This window comes from Amycolatopsis sp. FU40 (genome assembly GCF_021903635.1).
Lineage (GTDB): Bacteria > Actinomycetota > Actinomycetes > Mycobacteriales > Pseudonocardiaceae > Amycolatopsis > Amycolatopsis dendrobii.
The window spans coordinates 6776432-6796273 of the sequence record NZ_CP091381.1 but is presented as its reverse complement, the minus strand read 5'-3'; the positions used below and the strand labels follow the sequence as shown (position 1 = coordinate 6796273).

The 19842-nt window shown below is 69.0% G+C and carries 20 protein-coding genes; 8 read left to right on the top strand and 12 right to left on the bottom strand.

The genetic code is table 11. The annotated features are described in order from the left end of the window. Nucleotides 1–12: 12 nt before the first annotated feature. The 3 genes from L3Q65_RS31870 to L3Q65_RS31860 are packed head-to-tail and all read right to left on the bottom strand — an operon-like array spanning nt 13 to nt 1960. Nucleotides 13–384, bottom strand: a complete 372-nt coding sequence (locus L3Q65_RS31870; RefSeq protein ID WP_182896725.1) for a YccF domain-containing protein — start codon at nt 382–384, stop codon at nt 13–15. Then, nucleotides 384–1148, bottom strand: coding sequence for a PhzF family phenazine biosynthesis protein (locus L3Q65_RS31865; protein ID WP_237597397.1), 765 nt, complete (start codon nt 1146–1148; stop codon nt 384–386). The genes L3Q65_RS31870 and L3Q65_RS31865 overlap by 1 nt, the downstream gene beginning before the upstream one ends. A 56-nt stretch (nt 1149–1204) precedes the next feature. Continuing rightward, nucleotides 1205–1960 carry an ESX secretion-associated protein EspG gene (locus L3Q65_RS31860; RefSeq protein ID WP_237597396.1) on the bottom strand — a complete coding sequence of 252 codons (756 nt, stop codon included), beginning with the start codon at nt 1958–1960 and terminating at the stop codon, nt 1205–1207. Nucleotides 1961–2102: 142 nt separating this feature from the next. On the opposite strand from L3Q65_RS31860, the gene L3Q65_RS31855 reads away from it, so the two are divergent. Continuing rightward, complete coding sequence (locus tag L3Q65_RS31855) at nt 2103–3761, top strand: AMP-binding protein (protein WP_237597395.1); 1659 nt, start codon at nt 2103–2105, stop codon at nt 3759–3761. 52 nt (nt 3762–3813) lie between these two features. Here L3Q65_RS31855 and L3Q65_RS31850 read toward each other — a convergent pair whose 3' ends face one another. Together L3Q65_RS31850 and L3Q65_RS31845 are read right to left on the bottom strand one after the other, a co-directional pair. Then, a complete protein-coding gene (locus L3Q65_RS31850) occupies nt 3814–4785 on the bottom strand; it encodes a R2-like ligand-binding oxidase (RefSeq protein ID WP_182896728.1) in 972 nt (323 codons plus the stop codon). Next, nucleotides 4782–5393: a TetR/AcrR family transcriptional regulator gene (locus tag L3Q65_RS31845; protein WP_182896729.1), complete on the bottom strand. Its 612-nt coding sequence runs from the start codon at nt 5391–5393 to the stop codon at nt 4782–4784. Before L3Q65_RS31845 ends, L3Q65_RS31850 begins: the two co-directional genes overlap by 4 nt. 108 nt (nt 5394–5501) lie before the next feature. On the opposite strand from L3Q65_RS31845, the gene L3Q65_RS31840 reads away from it, so the two are divergent. After that, on the top strand, nt 5502–6122 hold the full coding sequence (locus L3Q65_RS31840) for an HAD family hydrolase (protein ID WP_182896748.1): 621 nt from the start codon (nt 5502–5504) through the stop codon (nt 6120–6122). Nucleotides 6123–6129: 7 nt separating this feature from the next. Here L3Q65_RS31840 and L3Q65_RS31835 read toward each other — a convergent pair whose 3' ends face one another. Beyond that, nucleotides 6130–6357, bottom strand: a complete 228-nt coding sequence (locus L3Q65_RS31835) for a hypothetical protein (RefSeq protein WP_067594726.1) — start codon at nt 6355–6357, stop codon at nt 6130–6132. A 130-nt stretch (nt 6358–6487) separates the two neighbouring features. Between L3Q65_RS31835 and L3Q65_RS31830 the strand changes: the two genes are divergently transcribed. Further along, the gene (locus L3Q65_RS31830) at nt 6488–6874 is read left to right on the top strand and encodes a cold-shock protein (protein ID WP_037718500.1); all 387 of its coding nucleotides are present in this window, start codon (nt 6488–6490) and stop codon (nt 6872–6874) included. 81 nt (nt 6875–6955) lie between these two features. Here L3Q65_RS31830 and L3Q65_RS31825 read toward each other — a convergent pair whose 3' ends face one another. From L3Q65_RS31825 to L3Q65_RS31815, 3 genes are read right to left on the bottom strand one after another with little or no spacing between them, the layout of a single operon-like run. After that, nucleotides 6956–7432, bottom strand: coding sequence for a DUF2771 family protein (locus tag L3Q65_RS31825; RefSeq protein ID WP_037807782.1), 477 nt, complete (start codon nt 7430–7432; stop codon nt 6956–6958). Between the two features lie 9 nt (nt 7433–7441). Next, nucleotides 7442–9448 carry an MFS transporter gene (locus L3Q65_RS31820; protein ID WP_237597394.1) on the bottom strand — a complete coding sequence of 669 codons (2007 nt, stop codon included), beginning with the start codon at nt 9446–9448 and terminating at the stop codon, nt 7442–7444. A 38-nt stretch (nt 9449–9486) separates the two neighbouring features. Beyond that, nucleotides 9487–10260 (bottom strand): glutaminyl-peptide cyclotransferase, encoded by a 774-nt coding sequence (locus L3Q65_RS31815; RefSeq protein ID WP_237597393.1) that lies wholly within the window; start codon nt 10258–10260, stop codon nt 9487–9489. Between the two features lie 51 nt (nt 10261–10311). Between L3Q65_RS31815 and L3Q65_RS31810 the strand changes: the two genes are divergently transcribed. Both L3Q65_RS31810 and L3Q65_RS31805 read left to right on the top strand, forming a co-directional pair. Beyond that, nucleotides 10312–11445, top strand: a complete 1134-nt coding sequence (locus L3Q65_RS31810; protein WP_182896732.1) for a DUF3027 domain-containing protein — start codon at nt 10312–10314, stop codon at nt 11443–11445. Beyond that, nucleotides 11442–14234, top strand: a complete 2793-nt coding sequence (locus L3Q65_RS31805; RefSeq protein WP_237597392.1) for a sacsin N-terminal ATP-binding-like domain-containing protein — start codon at nt 11442–11444, stop codon at nt 14232–14234. Before L3Q65_RS31810 ends, L3Q65_RS31805 begins: the two co-directional genes overlap by 4 nt. 49 nt (nt 14235–14283) lie before the next feature. Here the strand turns inward: L3Q65_RS31805 and L3Q65_RS31800 are convergent, their stop codons facing one another. Next, nucleotides 14284–14511 (bottom strand): DUF2530 domain-containing protein, encoded by a 228-nt coding sequence (locus tag L3Q65_RS31800; protein WP_182896749.1) that lies wholly within the window; start codon nt 14509–14511, stop codon nt 14284–14286. An 83-nt stretch (nt 14512–14594) separates the two neighbouring features. Here L3Q65_RS31800 and L3Q65_RS31795 point away from each other — a divergent pair, with 83 nt between their 5' ends. The 3 genes from L3Q65_RS31795 (at nt 14595) to L3Q65_RS31785 (ending at nt 17969) form a co-directional block, all read left to right on the top strand. Further along, entirely contained in the window at nt 14595–16058 is a 1464-nt protein-coding gene (locus L3Q65_RS31795; protein WP_237597391.1) for an NCS2 family permease, read from the top strand. A gap of 43 nt (nt 16059–16101) precedes the next feature. Next, entirely contained in the window at nt 16102–16533 is a 432-nt protein-coding gene (locus tag L3Q65_RS31790) for a MarR family winged helix-turn-helix transcriptional regulator (protein WP_037807762.1), read from the top strand. A gap of 179 nt (nt 16534–16712) precedes the next feature. Continuing rightward, nucleotides 16713–17969 (top strand): MFS transporter, encoded by a 1257-nt coding sequence (locus L3Q65_RS31785; RefSeq protein WP_237597390.1) that lies wholly within the window; start codon nt 16713–16715, stop codon nt 17967–17969. Between the two features lie 280 nt (nt 17970–18249). Here L3Q65_RS31785 and L3Q65_RS31780 read toward each other — a convergent pair whose 3' ends face one another. Together L3Q65_RS31780 and L3Q65_RS31775 are read right to left on the bottom strand one after the other, a co-directional pair. Then, nucleotides 18250–19056: an arylamine N-acetyltransferase gene (locus tag L3Q65_RS31780; RefSeq protein ID WP_182896736.1), complete on the bottom strand. Its 807-nt coding sequence runs from the start codon at nt 19054–19056 to the stop codon at nt 18250–18252. Nucleotides 19057–19138: 82 nt separating this feature from the next. Next, complete coding sequence (locus L3Q65_RS31775) at nt 19139–19762, bottom strand: superoxide dismutase (protein WP_182896737.1); 624 nt, start codon at nt 19760–19762, stop codon at nt 19139–19141. Nucleotides 19763–19842 lie beyond the last annotated feature (80 nt).

The window sequence follows — 19842 nt, the reverse complement described above, 5'->3', positions numbered from 1 at the left end:
CCGGGGGCGAGCTCACGCGTCCACGATTTCCTTGCCCAGCGGCATCAGCGAGATCGGGATCATCTTGAAATTCGCCAGCCCCAGCGGGATGCCGATGATCGTGAGGCATTGCAGCGTCCCGGTGATCAGGTGGCCGATGCTGAGCCACAGGCCGGCGACCAGGAACCAGATCACGTTGCCTACGAACGAGCCCACCCCGGCCTCGCGCCGGTCGACGACGGTGCGGCCGAACGGCCACAACGCGTAGTTCGCGATCCGGAACGACGCGATGCCGAACGGAATCGTGACGATCAGGACGCAGCAGACGACTCCGGCGAACAGGTAGCCCAGCGCCATCCAGAAACCGGCGAGGACGAGCCAGATTACGTTGAGGATCAGTCGCATCAGACGTACAACTCCCCGCTCACTACGGGGACGGCCTGGCCGCGCAGCAGCACGCGGTCGTCGCGGACTTCGGTGCGGACGGTTCCGCCTCGGGCGGAGAGTTGCTGTCCGACGAGGGTGGTTTTGCCCAGTTGCCGCGGCCAGTACGGGGCCAGCGAGCAGTGTGCGGAACCGGTGACCGGGTCCTCGTCGACGCCTACGCCGGGGCCGAAGAACCGGCTGACGAAGTCGTCGCCCGCCGCGGTGATGATGAGCCGCCCGGTCCACGTGGCGCGGAGGGCGTCGAGGTCCGGCTCCGCGTTCCGGACCGCTTCGACGCTGTCGAGCACCGCGAAGAGGTTCTCGCGAGCGCGTCCGGTGAACCGCGCGGGCTCATTGAGGATGGGGGAGAGGTCTTCGCCGGTCTCGACGGGCGGGTCGGCGGGGAAGTCCATCTCGATCCAGCCGTCGGCCTTGGTGCACGTCAGCCTGCCGCTGAGGGTGTCGTAAACCTGGTGCCCGCCAAGGACATGCGTGACCGCGATGGTGGCGTGCCCGCAGAGCGAGACCTCGTCGGTCGGGGTGAACCAGCGGAGCGATTTCGCGCCCTCGCCGGTGTTGACCACGAATGCGGTCTCGGAGTGCTTCATCTCCGTCGCGACCTGCTGCATCCACCCGGCGTCCGCGGGCTGGTCGAGCACGACGACGCCGGCCGGATTGCCGGCGAAGGCTTGGTCGGTGAAGGCGTCGACGAGGTGGAATTCGTTCCGGGCACTCGGGTCCATGAAACCGATCCTGCCCGGCTGGCCGGTCGCCGGCATCGGGGATTAGCCCTGAATTCTCAGCGCACGCCCTCTTCGATGGTCTCCAGCAGCCATTTCCGCAGGTGCGAGCCCGTCGACGGGGTGAAATTCAACCGGAATCCGCCGTCGGCCAACGGTTCCGAGAACGTCAGGTATCGCCCGCCGTCGGTGTCCACGAACGTCGCGGTCGAGACCGGGCGGAGCGTGCCTTGCCCTGGGCGCAGCGAAAGTTCCACGGTCCCGTGCCGGTGCAGCGGCCATTGCGAGTACCCGGCCAGCGCGTCGCGATCCTGGCGCGACGGCGCGGGAGCCTCGGCGCCTCGTTTCGGGGGCGCTTGAGTGATCGCGACCGGGGACACGGGCAGCGCCCGATAGGGCGGGAACATGCTCAGCACCAGGTCTACCAGCCGCTCCGGCCGGACTTGCCGGAAGCGGAGCCCGTCGTCGACCTGTTCGGAGAACACGCCGAGGCCCTCGCCGATGCACGCGCGGTACAGCACGATCCCGGACGGCGGTTCGGCCGCGCGCACGATGATCAGCACGTCCGGCCTCGTCCAGGCACGAAGGGTCGCTTCGACGTCCCGGTCGAGTTTCTCCGCGTCAGCCAGCCCGCGGCCGCGCAGCGCGTTCCACGCTTCCTCGGCCAGCCGGTTGTGCTCGGTCATCGTCGCGCCCGCGCTGCGGATCTCGAACGGATGCCACGACGCGGGCAGCCCGGTGCGCCGCACCGCCACGTCGGTCTCGGTCCAGCCCAGGGAGAATTCCTCTGGCAACGTCCCAGTCCCCTCGTGCACGAAACAACCCGCACCGAGGGTAGCGGAACGCGCACGACGATCAGCCGCTCGTGCGAGCGCACCCCATAACGAGGGTGGCGGAAAGGTCCGAAATCGAGCTTAGACTCTGCTTCGTCGACGAAGACCGCCACGGGAGGCACCCATGCCTGACGCGCCTGCACTGCCGAGTTACGCCTCCGGGACCTCCAGCGTCCCCCTGCTCGGCGACACGATCGGGGACAATTTCGACCGCACGGTGGCCGCGTTCGGCGACCGGGACGCACTCGTCGACCGTGAGGCGGGCTCCCGCTGGACCTACCGCGAACTCGCCGCCGAGGTCGACACCCTCGCGCACGGGCTGCTGGCGTCGGGCATCGGCAAGGGCGACCGCGTCGGCATCTGGTCGCCGAACCGGGCGGAATGGACGTTCCTCCAGTACGCGACAGCGAAAATCGGCGCGATCCTGGTCAACATCAACCCGGCGTACCGCTCGCACGAACTGCAGTACGTGCTCAACCAGGCGGGCATCCGGATGCTCGTGGCCGCGGACAAGTTCAAGACGTCCGACTACGGGGCGATGATCGAGGAGGTCCGGCCGAACTGCCCCGGTCTGGAAGCGGTCGTGCTGCTCGGCGCCTCGTCGTGGACCGACCTGATGGAGTCCGGCCGCGGCGGCGACCCGGCGCGGCTCGCGCAGCTGCAGGCCGGGCTGTCCGCGGACGATCCGATCAACATCCAGTACACGAGCGGCACCACCGGTTTCCCCAAGGGCGCGACGCTCAGCCACCACAACATCCTCAACAACGGCTATTTCGTCGGCGAGCTGTGCAACTACACCGAGGAGGACCGGGTCTGCATCCCGGTGCCCTTCTACCACTGCTTCGGCATGGTGATGGGCAATCTCGCGTGTACGAGTCACGGTTCGTGCATGGTCATCCCGGCCCCGGCGTTCGACCCGAAGGCCACGCTCGCCGCGGTCGCCGCCGAACGCTGCACGTCGCTCTACGGCGTGCCGACGATGTTCATCGCCGAGTTGAACCACCCCGAGTTCGAGACGTTCGACCTCGGCTCGCTGCGCACCGGCATCATGGCCGGATCGCCGTGCCCGGTCGAGGTGATGAAGCAGGTCATCGACCGGATGGGGATGACCGAGGTGTCCATTTGCTACGGCATGACCGAGACGTCGCCGGTGTCCACGCAGACCCGCGCTGACGATTCGGTGGAGCGCCGGGTGTCCACGGTCGGCCGGGTCGGCCCGCATCTGGAGTCCAAAGTGGTCGATCCGGAAACCGGGCTGACCGTGCCGCGCGGCACCCCCGGCGAATTGTGCACCCGCGGTTATTCGGTGATGCTCGGCTATTGGGAGGAACCGGAAAAGACCGCCGAGGCGATCGACGCCGCGCGCTGGATGCACACCGGCGACCTCGCGATCATGGACGACGAGGGCTACGTCAACATCACCGGCCGGATCAAGGACATGGTGATCCGCGGCGGCGAGAACATCTACCCGCGCGAGATCGAGGAATTCCTCTACACGCATCCGGACGTGCTGGACGCGCAGGTGATCGGCGTGCCGGACGTCAAGTACGGCGAGGAATTGATGGCCTGGATCCGGATGCGCGAGGGCGCGCAGCCGCTGACCACGGAAGCGGTGCGCGAGTTCTGCCAGGGCAAGCTGGCGCATTACAAGATCCCGCGTTATATCCACGTGGTCGAGGAATTCCCGATGACGGTGACCGGGAAGGTGCGCAAGGTCGAAATGCGACAGCAGTCGGTGACTTTGCTGGGGCTGGAGCAGGCGGCATCGCAGCAGCACGCGTGAGCCTCGTGAGTGTTCATGCCGGTTGGAACCGGCATGAACACTCACGAGCAGGTCAGGCGGAGGCGGCTGCGGCGGCTTCGGCGAGGGCCTTCTCGTCTTCCTCGCCGAAGGTGTCCTCGAGCTGCTCAGGCGAGTAGTCGAGGTCGATCTGCTCGACCGGCGTGCCCCGTGCGGATTCGATCGCACCGAGGCGGCGCTGGGCGCGGTCGGCGGCGTACTGGATCAATTCCTCGGGATCGTTGTCGAACGGGACTTCCTCGAATTGGTCCTGCACCCACTGGATCATGCCGAGCGCGTGCGGCAGCAGTTCGCCCATGCGTTCCTGCACGGCGTCCCACATCGCGTCGTCCGCGGCGACGTGCCGCCGGCAGGTGAACGTGCCCCACGCCATGTGGCGGCGTTCGTCGTCGCCGATGCGGCGCACCAATTCCTGCATTCCCGGCAGGATCTGGTTCTGCGTGCAGATCAGCTGCCACGAGTAGTAGCCGGTGAGCGCGAGGCTGCCTTCGATCACGTGGTTGTACGTCACGCTCGCGCGGATCTGGTTGAGCGGACTGGGGTCGGCCTCCAGCGCGCGCAGCGACTGCGGCAGCTCCTCGTAGAAAAGCTTGCGGTAGTGCGGGTTTTCCGCGACGTAGGAATGCAGGTCGTCGTCCAGTCCGACGGCGTCCATCCAGCGCCGGAAGACCTCGACGTGCTTGGCTTCCTCGAAACAGAACTGCGTCAGGTACATCTCGTCGCCGAATCGGCCGGTCGACGACATCGCGCGCATGAACGGCTGGATGTCCTCGGTCACCGCTTCCTCGCCCGCGATGAACTGCGCCACGAGATAGGTGGTCGAGCGCTGCTGCTCGGGTGTCAGGCTTTCCCAGCCCTCTCGTTCCTTGCTGAAATCGAGGTCCGCCGGGTTCCAGAACTTCTTGTTGCCCTTGACGAACAGCCGCAACGGGAACGAGTCCCAGTTCAGCCCGCCCTTGCGCAGGGACGAGAATCCGCTGCGCAGCTCCGGAAGCGTCTCGGTCATGACTGGCCCTCTCGTTTCACTCCATTGTGGACGAATTGGTCGATGGCGGGGGCGAGCACCGCGAGGACCGACTCGGCGGCCTCGGCCGCGGAATGCGTCGGCAGCACCAGGTGGCTCAGCGAGAGCCGGACCACCGTTTCGGCGAGCAGCGCGGCGGCCTCCGGGCTGAGCCGGGGTTCGAGCGCGAGGTACTGCTGCGCCGCGAGTTCGGCCGACGCGGTGAGGATCGGCTCGCCGCGCGAGGTCAGCAGGGGGAGCAGATCCTCGCCGGCTTCGGTGCCGAGCGCAGCGGCGATCAGCCGGTTCTCCCTGGCGTGTTCGATCGTGTAGACGACCGCGCCGCGGATGCCCGTGAGCAAACTCTCGGCGTCCTCGAAGCGGCACCGGATGCCGTCGAGGAATTCCGCCGCGACGCGCAGCGCGACGGCCTGCGTGAGCGCCGCCTTGCTGCCGAACTCGTTGTAGACCGTCTGCCTGCTGACCCCGGCTTTCGCGGCTACGTCGGCCATCCGGAGGCCCTGATGGCCGCGGTCGGGGAGCAGGTCCGCGGCCGCGTCCAGCAGCGTCTCGCGAAGCGTCGCCTTGGTCCGCTCGGTGAAGCTGGTCACACCGTCAGCTTGACACAGACTGAATCTGTGTCAAGAACCTTTACCTGGATGGTGCACGTGTACAAATGCGCGCCGGATTTGTCGGTGCGGACGGCTACCGTGTGGGACGTGGGCATCACGGTGGGGTTCGACCTCGACATGACATTGATCGACCCGCGGCCGGGCATGGTCGCGGCGATGAACGCGCTCGGCAAGAAGTCCGGGCTGCCGTTCGACGGAGAGGCGTTCGCCTCGAACCTCGGACCGCCGCTCGATCAGGCGCTGCGCGAGTTCGGCGCGCCCGAAGACCGGATTCCCGAGCTGATCTGGCAGTTCCGCGAGCTGTACCCGGAAACGGTCGTGCCGAGCACAGTCGCGCTGCCCGGCGCGGCCGAGGCGCTGGAGGCGGTCCGGGCGGCGGGCGGGCGAACGGTCGTGGTCACCGGCAAGTACGGGCCCAACGCGCAAATGCACCTCGACGCGCTGGGCATGAAGGTCGACGCGCTGGTGGGCGAGCTGTGGTCCACGCAGAAGGCGGCGGCCCTGCTGGAACACGAGGCACGGGCGTACGTCGGCGATCACCTCGGCGACGTACGGGGCGCGCGAGCGGCCAACGCGGTATCCGTTGCCGTGGCGACCGGGCCGTGCACCCGCGAGGAGTTGGCCGCCGAGGGAGCGGACATGGTGTTCGACTCGCTGGTCGAGTTCCCGGAGTGGTTTGCCAGGACGTTCGTGGAGACCGCGGTGTAAGCGCTGGTCAGCCGTGCTTTCCGGCGCGGGCTTCCTGGATCAGCGCGATCAGGCCGAGGAGCAGGCCGAGCGGGGTGATCACCCCGGCGGCCGCGCTGAGCCACACCGGCAGGTTCTCGAGCCCGGCGGCGAACATCACGAACACCGTCGCCACCGCGAGCATGCCGATGGCGAACAGGCCGATGCCGAGCCGCATGAGGATCGGTTTGCCGGTCTGCTTCGCTGCGTTCTCCATGGGGTGAGAGTAACGGGACTATCCGCTTCTCCCCAGCGCCTGTGGCGAGATACGCTTGTCGGACGCGCGCCTCGAGATCGCTCGGGGCGCGTTCGTCGTGACCTGCACAGCAGAAGGACTGGTGAGGGAAGTGCCGACCGGCAAGGTCAAGTGGTACGACGCGGAGAAGGGGTTCGGCTTCGTCACACAAGACGGCGGTGCGGACGTCTACATCCGCAAGGCCGCGCTGCCCCACGGCGTGGAGGGCCTGAAAGCCGGGCAGCGGCTCGAGTTCGGCGTGGCCGACGGCAGGCGCGGACCGCAGGCGCTCTCCGTCCGGCTGCTGGACCCGCCGCCGTCGGTCGCCGAGGCGCGCCGCCGTCCCGCGGAGGAGTTGCACGGCCTCGTCGAGGACATGATCAAGCTGCTGGAGCTGAAGGTCCAGCCGGACCTGCGGCGCAACCGGTACCCGGATCGCAAGAACACCAAGCAGATCGCGGAGATCATGCGGGCGGTCGCGCGCGACCTCGACCCGTGATCAGTCACGCCACCGCTTGAAACCGTGAAGGGCTCCGTGCGGGAATCTCCCCGCGCGGAGCCCTTCACGGCTTTGGCCGGATCAAGCAGGCTGTACCTGCAGCGACCACAGCGCCGTCGTGACCGCTTCGGCGTCGTTCGGGTCGCCGGTGCGGCTGATCACCGACGCCTGCGCGATCTCGACCACCACGATCTGGTCGTCCTTCGCGGGCGGCGTCGCGGTGTAGGCGTAGCGGTCGCGGGAGGTGATGATGTCCTCCTTGAGCGGCTGGGGCTCGCCCTTGCCGTTCACGTACTGCACGGTGACCTTCCACGGCGTCTCGGCGATCTCCTTCGGCACCGAGATCTGCACCGACCGGCCCGGCCGTACCTTGAGCTTGCCGGTCGCGCCGGGGTTGGCCGCGCACACGCCGGATTTGATGTCGCAGTTGCCGATCGGGGCGACGTTGATCGTGTGGCCGTCGGCGTAGAAAGTCACCTCGGCCGGGCCCGGCGCGGAACAGCCGGCCACCGCGAAACCACCGGCCGCGAGCACGGCCACCACCCGGGAACGTCGCATGGCCCGAGATTACCGGCGGCCTCGCGCGGGCCCCGGAGCGGGGAAGCTGCCGGTCGGCTCTGGGCGCAATGGGCGATTGCCGCCGAGGCCGGGCAGCAGTGAACCGCCGCGCTGCACCAGGAACGTCTGCGTCAGGCCGACCGCGAGCAAGAGCGTCACGACCAGGAAGCCGATCCAGTAGGTCGGCGGCAGCAGCAGCCCGACCGCGCCGCCCATGCACCACGACAGCTGCAGCACCGTCTCCGAACGCCCGAACGCCGAGGCGCGCGACTGCTCCGGCAGGTCTTCCTGGATCACCGCGTCGAGGCTGATCTTCGCCAGCGCGCTGGCCGTCGCGCCGATGAGACCGACGATCGCCGCGGTGGCGAGGCCGGGCAGCAGCGTCGCGATCAGCGTCGTCACGACGCACGCCGCCACACAGGCCACGATCACCTGGTCCGCCGAACCGAAGTGCAGCCGCGAACCCAGTGCGTTGCCGACGAATCCGCCGACGCCTGCCGCCGCGCCGATGATGCCCAGCAACAGCAACTGCACGAACGGGCTGTGCCCGGCGTGTTCGGTCTGCGCCTTCACCGCGAAAGCGGCGAACATCATCAGGAACCCGGTCAGCACGCGGACGGAACCGTTGCCCCACAAGGCAACGACGATGTGCCGTCCCATCGGCTGGCGCTGCCGTTTCTGCTTCGGCTCCGGCCGCGCGGACAGCGACGTCGGGACCTCGCCTTCGGTCACCTCGACCCACGACGGGATCCGCATCGACTGCACGGCCGCGGCCACGCAGATCACCGCGGTGAACCACAGCGCGCCGGAGGAGTTGGAGAGGCTGCTCACACCGCTGGCCAGCGCGCCGAACACGCCGCCCGCGATCAGGCCGAACACGGTGATCCGCGCGTTGGTTTTCGACAGCGTGATCTCCGGCGGCACCACGCGCGGCGTGACCGCCGCCTTCAGCACGGTGAACGACTTCGACAGCACCATCATCCCGAGCGCCGCCGGGTACAGCAGCCAGTCGTCGAAGTGCAGCGCCATCACGACTGCCATCAGGCCCTGTCCGAGCGACGACACGCACATCGCGAGCCGCCGGCCGCGCTGGATCCGGTCCAGCGCCGGGCCGATCACCGGCGCGACGAGCGCGAACGGCGCGATCGTGATCAGCAGGTACAGCGCGACCTTGCCCTTGCTCTCGCCGCTGGTCGCGGCGAAGAACAGGGTGTTGGCCAGTGCGATCGCCATCGCGGCGTCGCTGGCGTAGTTCAGCATCACCGCGTACATCAGCGAGGTGAGGCCGGACTTGTCCGCGCCGTCTGCCTTGGTGGCGCGCTGGAACGCGCCGATCGCCTGCCCGCTCAGCTGACGGCTGCGCAGCGCGGCGACGCGCGTGACGGTGAGCTTTTTCGGCAGCTTCGGAACCGACCCCGCGCCAGCGACGGCGGTGGTGTTGAAGGCTTCGTCCTGCTCTTCTTCGACGCGCGGCTCGCCCGCGTAGCCGCCGGTGTCGTAGTGCTCGTAGCCGGCGCTGCCGGGACGGTCGTCGTACGGCCGCGGGTGGACGGGCTCGGTGCGGTGGTCGCGCGGCGGGTACGGCCGGGCGCCGCGCGGGGGCGGCGGCGGGCGGTGTCCCATCGGGACGGCACCGGTGGGCGCTTCGTCGGCGTTCGGCTGAAACGGCGGTGCGTCGTCGTAGAAGGCGCTGCGCGGCTCCGGGCCTCGGGGATAACCGCGGGGAGGACGCTGATCGACGTGCTCGGTCCGCGGTTCGGCCGGCCGCCCGCGCGGCGGTTCGGCCGGGATGCGCTCCGGTCGGGCCCGCGGCGGCTCCGGCGCGTACGCCGGCGGAGCCTGGCGAACACGCTGGTCAACGGCCGGATCGACCCGGGTCGGCGGGGTGTCGCGCCACGAGCGGGCTTGCGCCGCGCCGGGCTCGGGAGTCCAGCGGCGCTTCTTCTTCCCACGGCCTTTGCCCGACTGCCCGCCGAGGGGGCTGTCGGAACCGGAGCGAGAGCTGAAGAGGGCCACGGTTCAATCCTGCCTCATCGGGGTCCCGCCCCGCCCGCTCACGTGCCGGTTCGCTGATTTTCCGGGACGAACTTCACGCGGAACGACGACTGCCACAGCTTTCCGGTCAGAAGGAATTCGTCGGTGCCCGGGATCGCGGCGATGCCGTTCAGCACGTCCTCGCCGGGCCGGGCGGACGTGCGAAGCCTGCTGGCGTCGATCTTCGCGGTGATCCGTCCGGTAGCGGCGTCGATGCGCAGAATGGTGTCGGTCTGCCAGACGTTCGCGTAGACGGTGTCGCCGACGCACTCCAGTTCGTTCAGCTGATCCTGGCCTACCTCGACGGAACCGGTGACCGCAAACGTTTGCGGATCACGGAACGTGAGCTTGGACGACCCGTTGCTCATCACCAGCCGCTCGTCGGGCTGGTGGCACAGTCCCCAGCCCTCGCCGTCGTAGCGAACGCGCCGCAGTTCGGCGAGCGTCTGGGAGTCGCGTTCGATCGCGATTCCGTCGCGCCAGGTCAGCTGCCACAGCTTCGGCCCGAGCACCGTGAGGCCCTCGGCGAACAGCGGCGACGGCACCGTCACCTGTTTGGCTGGTGCTCCGCCGGCCGGGCCCGCGGTGAGCGCGGACTTGCCTTCGAGCCCGCGACTCTCGTACAGCGTCGTGCCGGAGTACTCGAGCCCTTCGGTGAAGGCGGCCGAGTCGTGCGGCAGCGTTTCGAGCACCTGAACGGTGAGCTGTTCGGGCTGGGCGGGCGCGGCTTGGGTGCCCGCGCATCCGCCGAGCAGGGCGGCGGCCACCAGGGGCCAGACGATCCGGGTTCGCACGAGGAACAGCCTGGCACGGGCGGCGCGGATGCGTGCGGCACAATTGGGGGTATGACGCTGCTGTTGACCCTGGACGACGGCTCTCTCCACCGGAAGCTCGCGGACGCCGTCGAGGCGGCGCGGGAGGCCGTGCTGGCGGAAGCACCCGCTGACCAGGTCGGCCAGCACGTCGGCGTGGAGCGCGAGGACGCGGTCTCCGCGAGCCACCTGTTCGAAGCCTCGGTGCCCGGATATCGCGGCTGGCGCTGGTCGGTCACCGTCGCGGTGGCCGGGCCGGACGAGCCGGTCACGGTGAGCGAGCTGGTGCTGCAGCCGGGCCCGGAGGCCTTGGTCGCGCCCGCTTGGGTGCCGTGGGAGCAGCGGGTGCGCGCCGGAGACCTCGGCGTCGGCGACCTGTTCCCCGCGGACAAGGACGACCCGCGCCTCTCGCCCGCGTACCTCCAGTCGGACGACCCGGCTGTCGAGGAAGCGGCGCACGAGGTCGGCCTCGGCCGGGTTCAGGTGCTCTCGCGCTACGGCAGGCTGGACGCGGCCGCGCGCTGGCACGGAGGCGAGTTCGGCCCCCGTTCGGACATGGCCCGCAGCGCGCCCGCGACCTGCGGGACCTGTGGGTTCTTCGTGCCGCTGGCGGGTTCGTTGCGGGCTGCCTTCGGGGCGTGCACGAACGACATCGCGCCCGCGGACGGGCACGTCGTGGACGTGGCTTACGGGTGCGGCGCGCACTCGGAGGTGCGGGTCGAGGTGACGTCCTCGGTTCCGGTCGCGGAGCTGGTTTACGACGATTCGCTGATCGACTTCACGCCGGTTCCGGAGGCTGCTCCCGAGCCGGGCGTCGTCGCGGACCCCGCGGTGGTGGAAGAGGCGGCGGCTGCGGCTGCCGAGGAGACCGCCGCGGTCGCGGTGGTGGAGCCGGAGGCGGCCGCGGAGGTGGCGGTCGAGGAGGCTGCCGCTGAGGCGGCTTCGGACGTTCCTTCGGACGCCGTCGAACCGGTTGCCGAGGAGTCTGCGGCCGGGGAGCCGGTCGAGAACGCGACTGCCGAGCCGGTCGAGGGCGCGGACGTCGTCGAGGCTTCGGCGGCCGGCACCGCTGCTGAAGTGGTCGTCGAGGCGAGTGCCGATGCGGCTCCGGCCGAGGACGACACCGCGAAGCAGGACGACTCCGACGGGAGCGATGTCCTCCGGTGAACGAGGTCGCTGGGGGAGCGGCTGATCCTTTCGGGACAGTCCGGCTGCGGGAATCGGTGCTGAGCGCCTGGCGCGATTCGCCCACCCGCTTCACTGAGGACACCAACTCGGAACGCGACCTGCGCGTCGGCGCTTACCGCGACCGGTTGTTCGTCGAACTGGCACAAAACGCCGCCGACGCCGCGCAAATCGCGGGTGCCCCGGGCCGGATCCGAGTGTCCGTTGTGGACGGTGAACTGCGGTTCGCCAACACCGGCGCGCCGCTGGACACCCGAGGGGTCGAATCGCTGGCGTCGTTGCGGGCGTCGGCCAAGGAAGGCACCGTCGGCCGGTTCGGGGTCGGATTCGCGGCCGTCCTGACCGTCACTGACGAGCCTCGGGTGGTTTCGGCCTCGGGCGGGGTCGCGTTTTCCGCGCAGCGCACCCGGGAGGAATCCGGCCGGGACGGCGACGTTCCGGTGCTGCGGTTGCCGTTTCCCATCACGGAGCAGCCGGCGGACGGATTCGCCACCGAAGTGCGGTTGCCGCTGAAGGAATCCGGGCAGGGTCTGCTCGACGGCCTGGCGAACGAGATCGAAGACCTTCTGCTGGCGCTGCCGTGGCTCGCTGAGGCCGAAGTGGACGGTCGCAAGTGGACTCGACGCGGCGAAGAGATCGTCGAGATCACCTCGCCGACCGGACGACGGCGTTGGTTGAAGCACGGCGTCTGGGCGGTTCCGGTTGACGCCGACGGCGTACCGCAGCCCCTCGAAGACGATCTGCTGCACGCGCCGACGCCCACCGACGAAGGCCTTTCGCTCCCGGCTCGGCTGATCGCCGAAGTGCCGCTGGAGCCGTCTCGCCGCCGAGTGCTTCCCGGTGCGGAGCTCACCCGCGCGCTGGAGAAAGCGGCGAGCGAATACGTCGATCTGGTCCGAGCGGTAGCCGCGGAGCATCGGCCGATCCTGGTTCCTGCCGCGGGTTTCCCACAGTCCGCGGTGGACGCACAGCTGAAAGATCTGGTCTACGCTTCGCTGGCGCAGGAACCCTGGCTGGCCACTGTGGACGGTCAGGAGGTCTCCGGGCAGCAGGCTCGGGTGCTCGACATCGACGGACTGGCTCCGCTGCTGGCTGACGTCATTCCGGGCTTGGTGCAGGCGAATCCGCGGCTGCTCAAGCCGGTGTCCGCGCACATCCTCAGCATCGGCGACGTCCTCGAAGTCCTGACCGGCATCGACCGCGAGCCCGACTGGTGGCAGAAGCTCTACGCGGAGCTGGCGGTCGCGGTCGAGAGTCACGCGCTCAGTGCGAATCAGCTCGACGGACTGCCGGTCCCGTTGTCGGACGGGCGGACTTTGCCGGGTGTCAAGGGCGCGCTGCTCGTCGACGGCAGCAGTGAACTCCGCGAACTTCTGTCCGATGTGGACGTTCCCGGTCTCCGGCTGGTGCACCCGGCCGCGGCGCATCAATTGCTGGAACTGCTGGGAGCCAAGCACGCTGACGCGCGGCAGCTGCTCGAAGCGGAACAGCTGCAGTACGCGGTCGAGCACAGCGTCGCCGACGTTCAGTCCGGTTTGGACGGGATGAACCTCGCCGGTGCGGTACTCCGGCTGGTCACCGATTGCGGCGACCAGGCACCGGAGTGGATCGGCGCGCTGGCGCTGCCCGCGGAGGACGGCTGGCGCCGCGCGGACGAGCTGGTGCTCCCGACCTCGCCGTTGCTGGACGTCATCGACCCCGAGGTCTTCGAGCCCGGCGGCGCGCTTTCCGTGCTGGACGAGGAATTCGCGGAGGACTGGTCGACCGGGACTCTCGTCGCGGCGAAGGTGCTCGACTCGTTCGCGGTCGTGCTGGACGAGGATCCGCACGAACCTGACCACCACCTGCCGGACGAAGAGCAGTGGTGGGATTCGTTCGAGCAACCACCGACGACTGTCGTGTCCATCCGGGACCTCGACCTCGTCGCGGACGACGCCTGGCCGGACGCGCTCCGCTTGATCGCGTCGCGTCCGGACACGTGGCAGGCACTGCACAGCCCGGACGGCCACGCGGGCTGGTGGCTCGCGCGGTACGCCCTGCTGGCCGGCGAAGCGCCCGGCGCGTGGCGGCTCGCCTCGGCGACCGCGCTGGCTGGCCTGTACGACCCGGTCCCCGACCTCGACCTGAACGACGACCTGCTCCGCGCGGCCGGCGTCCGGACCGGACTGGACCTGGAGACCGCGGAAGACGTCACCGACCTGCTGGAGCGACTCGGCGACGCACAACGGACGCCGACCCCCGGCTTGGTGGCCCGCGCGCACGCCGCGCTGGTGGCCGCCCCGATCGACATCGCCGACGTCGACGCCCCCGCGCGAGTCCGCGCGGCGGACGGCAGCGTCGTCGAGGAAGCCGTGGTGCTGGACGTGCCATGGGTCGCGGCCGCACTCGACCCGGCGAAGATCCTGGTCGCGCCGGTCGAACCGGAACGGCTGGCGGAACTCCTCGACGTCCCGGTCGCGAGCAGCCTGAAAGCCGAGGTCGAGAGCGCCGGCGAGTACGTCGCGTGGGCCGACTTGCCCGCCCTCGCGCTCGCCGCGGACCAACTCGGCATCGCACTGCCGGACGGCGGGGTGCTGCTGCACGACCCGCTCACCGTGACGGTCGAAGGGGAAACGGCGGAGGTGCCGTGGTGGCTGGACGACCGGCTGCACGCGGCGGACACGTCCGAGGGACTGGCGCGTGCGTTCGCGTGGGCGAGTGATCGCTGGGACGAGCGTTATCGCATCACAGCGCTGCTGGAAGACCCGGCGCCGCGGACGTTGCTGAACTGAGGTCGTGAGTGCTGGTCCCGGTTAGAACCGTGATCAGCACTCACCAGTCCTAAAGCCGCTGCGCCGACTTGGACCCCCGTCGAGCAGCCGCCCGCTGCCAGAAAATAATCCCGAACCCGATAAACCCGAGCGCGATCCCCGCTACGCACGTCTGCACCCACACGCCCTCGCTCGTGAAGAAGAGCACCACGAGCGCGACAAGCCAGAGCGCAGTACCTACGATCACCACCGGCGTCAGGTCGGTGAGCCGCTTCGGCAGGTCCGGCGTGTGCCGCAAGGCAGCCGGAGCGTCCGGTGCACTGGTCGGTTCGTCCACGGTGGCGAGCTTACCCGGACGGAAACAGCGAGACAGGCGGGGAAATGGCGGAGCAGCGCGAGCGGGCGGGGTCCACACTGGACCGCTTCTTCCGGATCAGCGAACGCGGGTCGAGCACCGGGCGGGAGATCCGCGGCGGCGTGGTCACGTTCGTGACGATGGCCTACATCGTGGTCCTCAACCCGCTGATCATCGGCAGTTTCGCGGCCGACACCCCGTCCGCGCACAAGGACGTGCTCGGCCACATCCTCCCGGTGCCGCAGGTCGCGGCGGTGACCGCGCTGGTCGCGGGCGTGCTGACGATCCTGATGGGTCTCGTCGCGAACTATCCGTTCGGCATCGCCACCGGGCTCGGCATCAACAGCCTGCTCGCGGTCACCATCGCACCGCAGATGAGCTGGCCGGAGGCGATGGGCCTGGTGGTCATCGAGGGCGTGATCATCGTCCTACTCGTGCTCACCGGCTTCCGCACCGCGGTGTTCCGCGCCGTGCCGCCCGCGCTGAAATCCGCGATCGCGGTCGGCATCGGGCTCTTCATCTGCCTGATCGGCCTGGTCGACGCCGGCTTCGTGCGCAGGCTGCCGGACGACGCGCACACCACGGTGCCGGTCGGGCTCGGCATCGGCGGTTCGATCGCCTCGTGGCCGACCGCGGTGTTCGTCGTCGGGTTGCTGCTCACCGCGGTTCTCGTGGCCAAGCGCGTCAAGGGCGCGATCCTGATCGGCGTGCTCGGCTCGACGGTGCTCGCGATCGCGGTCGAAGCGATCGTGAAGGCCGGGCCCTCGAACGGCACCGATCCGAAGGGCTGGAACCTCGGCTACCCGGCGCTGCCGGAGAAGGTCGTCGGCCTCCCGGACCTGTCGCTGGTCGGCGACGTCTCGTTCGGCGCGTGGACCAGGCTCCCGATCATCACCGTCGTCCTGCTCGTCTTCACCCTCGTGCTCGCCGACTTCTTCGACGCCATGGGCACGATGACCGGCCTCGGCAAGGAAGCCGGACTGGTCGGCAAGGACGGGCAGCTGCCGAACGTCGGCAAGGCGCTGTTCGTCGAGGGCCTCGCGGGCGCGGCGGGCGGGTTCGGCTCGGCCAGCTCGAACACGGTGTTCGTGGAATCCGCGTCCGGTATCGCGGAGGGCGCGCGGACCGGTCTGGCGAACGTCGTGACCGGTCTGCTGTTCATCGCCGCGATGTTCCTGACCCCGCTCTACCAGGTCGTGCCGGTCGAGGCGGCCGCGCCGGCGCTGGTCGTGGTCGGCGCGCTGATGATGGCGCAGGTCCGTGACATCGACTTCACCGATTTCAAGATCGCACTGCCCGCGTTCCTGACCATTGTGGTCATGCCGTTCACCTACTCGATCGCCAACGGCATCGGCGCCGGATTCGTGAGCTACGTGGTGATCCAGGCGGTCACCGGCAAGGCCAGGAAGGTGCACTCGCTGATGTGGGTGATCGCGGTGGCGTTCGTCGCGTACTTCGCCGTCGGGCCGATCCAGGCGGCACTCAGCTGACCGGAGTAGACCGGAGCCGCAGGTCGTGAGGTATGCTAACTATATGTCCGGCGACCCGCACGAGCGTTCACTGGCGAGCCGCTTGCGTCTCGCGGTGGTGCGGCTCAACCGCAGGCTCCGGGCACAGCGGGTGGCTGACGACGTGTCGCTCACGCAGATCGCGGCGTTGTCCACCCTGCACAAGTGCGGCCCGCTGACCCCCGGTCAGCTCGCCGCGAAGGAAGGCGTCCAGCCGCCCTCGATGACGAGGGTCATCGCCGCGCTCGAGGAGATGGGGTTCGTCGAGCGCAGGCCGCACCCGACCGACGGCCGCCAGGCCATCGTCGAGCTGTCCGACGACGGGCTCACGTTCGTGCGCAAGGCCATCTCGGTGCGGGAGGCGTGGCTGGACCGGCAACTGGCCGAACTCGGCGAGGAAGAGCTCGAAGTGCTCTCCCGAGCCGCGGAGATCATCGACAGGATGGCGGGGAACTAGCACAGGTGACCACCACGGGTAGCGAAACAGGATGTCCGGCCCAATCCACTGCTACCCGGGACACGGCACCGCCGCCGTCCGGTTCCGCCCCGCCCGGCCCCGCTTCCGCATCGCCCGGGAAATCGTCTTCCGCCGCTGAGCCCGCCCCGGAATCCCCGGAATCCAAGACCCGCCGCACGATGTTCTCGTCGCTGCGCGTGCGGAACTACCGGCTGTTCTTCAGCGGCCAGGTCATCTCGAACATCGGCACCTGGATGCAGCGCATCGCACAGGACTGGCTGGTGTTCACCCTGTCCGGCAACGACCCGGTGGCGCTCGGCGTCGCGGTCGCGCTGCAGTTCATCCCGACGCTGCTGCTGTCGCTGTGGGCGGGCGTACTCGCCGACCGCGTCGACAAGCGCAAGCTGCTCATGCTCATCCAAGCGGCGAACTGCCTGCAAGCCGTGCTGCTCGGCGTGCTCGACCTGACCGGCGTCGCCCAGCTGTGGCACGTCTACCTGCTGTGCGTGATGCTCGGGACGACCTCGGCGATCGAGGTGCCGACGCGGCAGTCGTTCGTCGCCGAGATGGTCGGCCGGGACCAGGTGGCGAACGCGGTCGCGCTCAACTCGTCGATCTTCAACATGGCCCGCATCGTCGGACCGGCCATCGCCGGCTTCGCGATCACCTGGGTCGGCACCGGCTGGCTGTTCATCGCGAACGCGGCGAGCACGCTCGCGGTGATCACCGGGGTCGCGCTGATGAACCCGGCGAAGCTGTTCCGCGGCCCGGCGATCCCGCGGGCAAAGGGCCAGCTGATGGAGGGCCTGCGCTATGTGCGCGGACGGCCGGATCTGGTGACCGTCATGGTGCTGATGTTCTTCGTCAGCACGTTCGGCATCACCTATTTCACGTCGCTGCCGATCGTCGCCGCGAACGTCTTCCACACCCAGGCCGACGGGTACGGCCTGCTGTCGACGCTCGTCGCGGTCGGCACCTTCACCGGCGCGCTGGCGTCCGCGCGGCGCGGCGTGAAAAGCCGTCCCCGGGTGCGGCTGATGCTGGTTTCGGCGGCGCTGCTCGGGGCGTTCGAGTTCATCACCGCGTTCATGCCGACGTACCTGGCGTTCGGGATCGGCTTGATTCCGCTCGGGTTCGCCACGATCACCTTCCTGAACACGGCGAACGCGCTGGTGCAGACGTCGGTGTCGCCGGAGATGCGCGGCCGCGTGATGGGCATCTACGTGCTGGTGCTGATCGGCGGCAACCCGATCGGCGGGCCGATGACCGGCTGGATGGCCGACGCGTTCGGCGGCCGGTCGCCGTTCTACATCGGCGGCGCGGTTTCGGCGGTCGCGGCGGTGGTGTGCGCGGTGGTGCTGATCCGCCGCGGCGGCGTCCGGATGCCCCGGCGGCTCGGCAACGGCCTGCGAATCCTGGCCCGGGAACGGGTCTGACCTGCGGTAATGGCTGGTCTGGGCAGCGGAGACCGTCGAACGTCGTCACTCGGGAGGGTGAGACTGAGGTCTCCGCTGGGACGGTCTTGCCTCGATTGGTGAGGTTAGGCTAACCTCATACATGTCCGCTTCGTGGTGGGAGCGGCAGTCAGTTCGGGAACGGACAGAGCCCCGCAACCTGGGAACCCCGGGATGCGGGGCTCTGTTCATGGTCAGGGGCGGGCCCGGATAGAGCAAGGGCGTCGTGAGTGTTCATGCTGGTTCTAACCGCCATAAACACTCACGAGGTGGTCAGCGCATCGCCGGAGGCCCCCAGCGGATGCTCGCCCGGCCGCACGGGCAGGCGGCGCAGCCGGACGCCGAAGTACACGTGGTACGCCATCCGCACAGCATCGTCGTTCGGCAGCAGCACCTCGTGGCGCACGCCGTCGACCGTCTCGATCAGCCGGTCGCCGGACAGTGTCACGCGGCCTTGGGCAGTCGGGCGGGAGCAGGTCAGGGTCTGCGTGAAGTGCGACTGCGGCGACGTCGACTGCCACCACGCCATCGGCGCGAAGTCCGACAGCTGCCTTGGGCGGCGTTCGAGGCGGTACTCGGGCTTGCCGTCGCGCAGGACGTCCACGTCGCCGTACGGGGCGTCCAGGAGGAGGTATTCGCCCTCTAGATCGCTCTGCGGCTCGACCGCGGACAGTGCGAGCGGCTGCCGGCTGAACTTGCCGAATCCGACGTCGACCAGGTACTGCTCGTCGTCGAGTTGGACGAGGACGGCGGCGTGGTCCAGCGGCGGTCCGGGCACTCCGGCGTCGTTGAAGACGCGAGCCGCGTGCAGCGTCGCGGTGAAGCCCAGCTCTCGCAGCAGGGCGGCGAAAAGACCGTTCAGCTCGTAGCAGAATCCGCCGCGACGGTGGCGCACGAGCTTGTCGAAGAGTGCTTCTTCAGTGAGTTCGATGGGTTCCCCGAGGTGCACGCTGAGGTTCTCGAACGGGACGTGCATCAGGTGCCGCTCCTGCAGCATGCGCAGCGCGGCCAGGTCAGCCGCCGGAGGCACCGGCAGGTCCAGGCGAGCGAGGTAGGCGTCGACGTCCATGGGTTCCACTCTCACACCTCTAGTGCGCTCCAGGTCAAGCGAAATACGGGGCCCGGCCGTTCACCGGCCGGGCTCCCGGGCCTCAGTTGAGCAGGAGGCCGTTGCCGCCGGCGACGGCGTTGTCGAAGCGCTTGCTGATCTCGGCCCAGTTGAAGATGTTCCACAGGGCGTTGACGTAGTCCGGCTTCACGTTCTTGTAGTCGAGATAGAACGCGTGCTCCCACACGTCGACCAGCAGGATCGGCGTGGTCGGCAGGATCAGGTTGTTGTGGTGGTCGCGCAGCTGCTGGGTGATCAGCGTCTTGCCGATCGGGTCCCACGACAGCGCGCCCCACCCGTTGCCCTGGATCGTGGTGGACACGGCGGTGAACTGGGCCTTGAACTTGTCGAACGAGCCGAACGCCTCGTCGATCGCCGCGGCCAGCTCGCCGGTCGGCTTGTCCCCGCCCTCCGGGGAGAGGATCTTCCACCACACGACGTGGTTGGCGTGCCCGGCCAGGTTGAACGCCAGCGTCGTCTCCAGGCCCACGATCGAGCCGAAATCGCCCGCCTCCCGCGCGGCGGCGAGCTTGTCCAGCGTGTCGTTCGCGCCCTTCACATAGGTCGCGTGGTGCTTGCTGTGGTGCAGCTCGTTGATCTCGCCCGAAATGTAGGGCGCGAGTGCGCCGTAGTCGTAGTCGAGTTCGGGCAGCTCGTACCGGGCCATGGGCCCTCCTTTGGTCGACGCGCGGTTTTGCTTGGCGGCTTCCCGTGCGGGAGCCTTCTGAAACCGAGCGTCGTACTTCA

What these genes read in the sequence shown, in the direction of transcription:
- L3Q65_RS31810 (WP_182896732.1), top strand. Translation starts at nt 10,312, where the DNA reads ATGACGCTGCTGTTGACCCTGGACGACGGCTCTCTCCACCGGAAGCTC.
- L3Q65_RS31780 (WP_182896736.1), bottom strand. Translation starts at nt 19,056, where the DNA reads ATGGACGTCGACGCCTACCTCGCTCGCCTGGACCTGCCGGTGCCTCCG.
- L3Q65_RS31865 (WP_237597397.1), bottom strand. Translation starts at nt 1,148, where the DNA reads ATGGACCCGAGTGCCCGGAACGAATTCCACCTCGTCGACGCCTTCACC.
- L3Q65_RS31775 (WP_182896737.1), bottom strand. Translation starts at nt 19,762, where the DNA reads ATGGCCCGGTACGAGCTGCCCGAACTCGACTACGACTACGGCGCACTC.
- L3Q65_RS31785 (WP_237597390.1), top strand. Translation starts at nt 16,713, where the DNA reads ATGTTCTCGTCGCTGCGCGTGCGGAACTACCGGCTGTTCTTCAGCGGC.
- L3Q65_RS31855 (WP_237597395.1), top strand. Translation starts at nt 2,103, where the DNA reads ATGCCTGACGCGCCTGCACTGCCGAGTTACGCCTCCGGGACCTCCAGC.
- L3Q65_RS31825 (WP_037807782.1), bottom strand. Translation starts at nt 7,432, where the DNA reads ATGCGACGTTCCCGGGTGGTGGCCGTGCTCGCGGCCGGTGGTTTCGCG.
- L3Q65_RS31795 (WP_237597391.1), top strand. Translation starts at nt 14,595, where the DNA reads ATGGCGGAGCAGCGCGAGCGGGCGGGGTCCACACTGGACCGCTTCTTC.
- L3Q65_RS31850 (WP_182896728.1), bottom strand. Translation starts at nt 4,785, where the DNA reads ATGACCGAGACGCTTCCGGAGCTGCGCAGCGGATTCTCGTCCCTGCGC.
- L3Q65_RS31790 (WP_037807762.1), top strand. Translation starts at nt 16,102, where the DNA reads ATGTCCGGCGACCCGCACGAGCGTTCACTGGCGAGCCGCTTGCGTCTC.
- L3Q65_RS31870 (WP_182896725.1), bottom strand. Translation starts at nt 384, where the DNA reads ATGCGACTGATCCTCAACGTAATCTGGCTCGTCCTCGCCGGTTTCTGG.
- L3Q65_RS31835 (WP_067594726.1), bottom strand. Translation starts at nt 6,357, where the DNA reads ATGGAGAACGCAGCGAAGCAGACCGGCAAACCGATCCTCATGCGGCTC.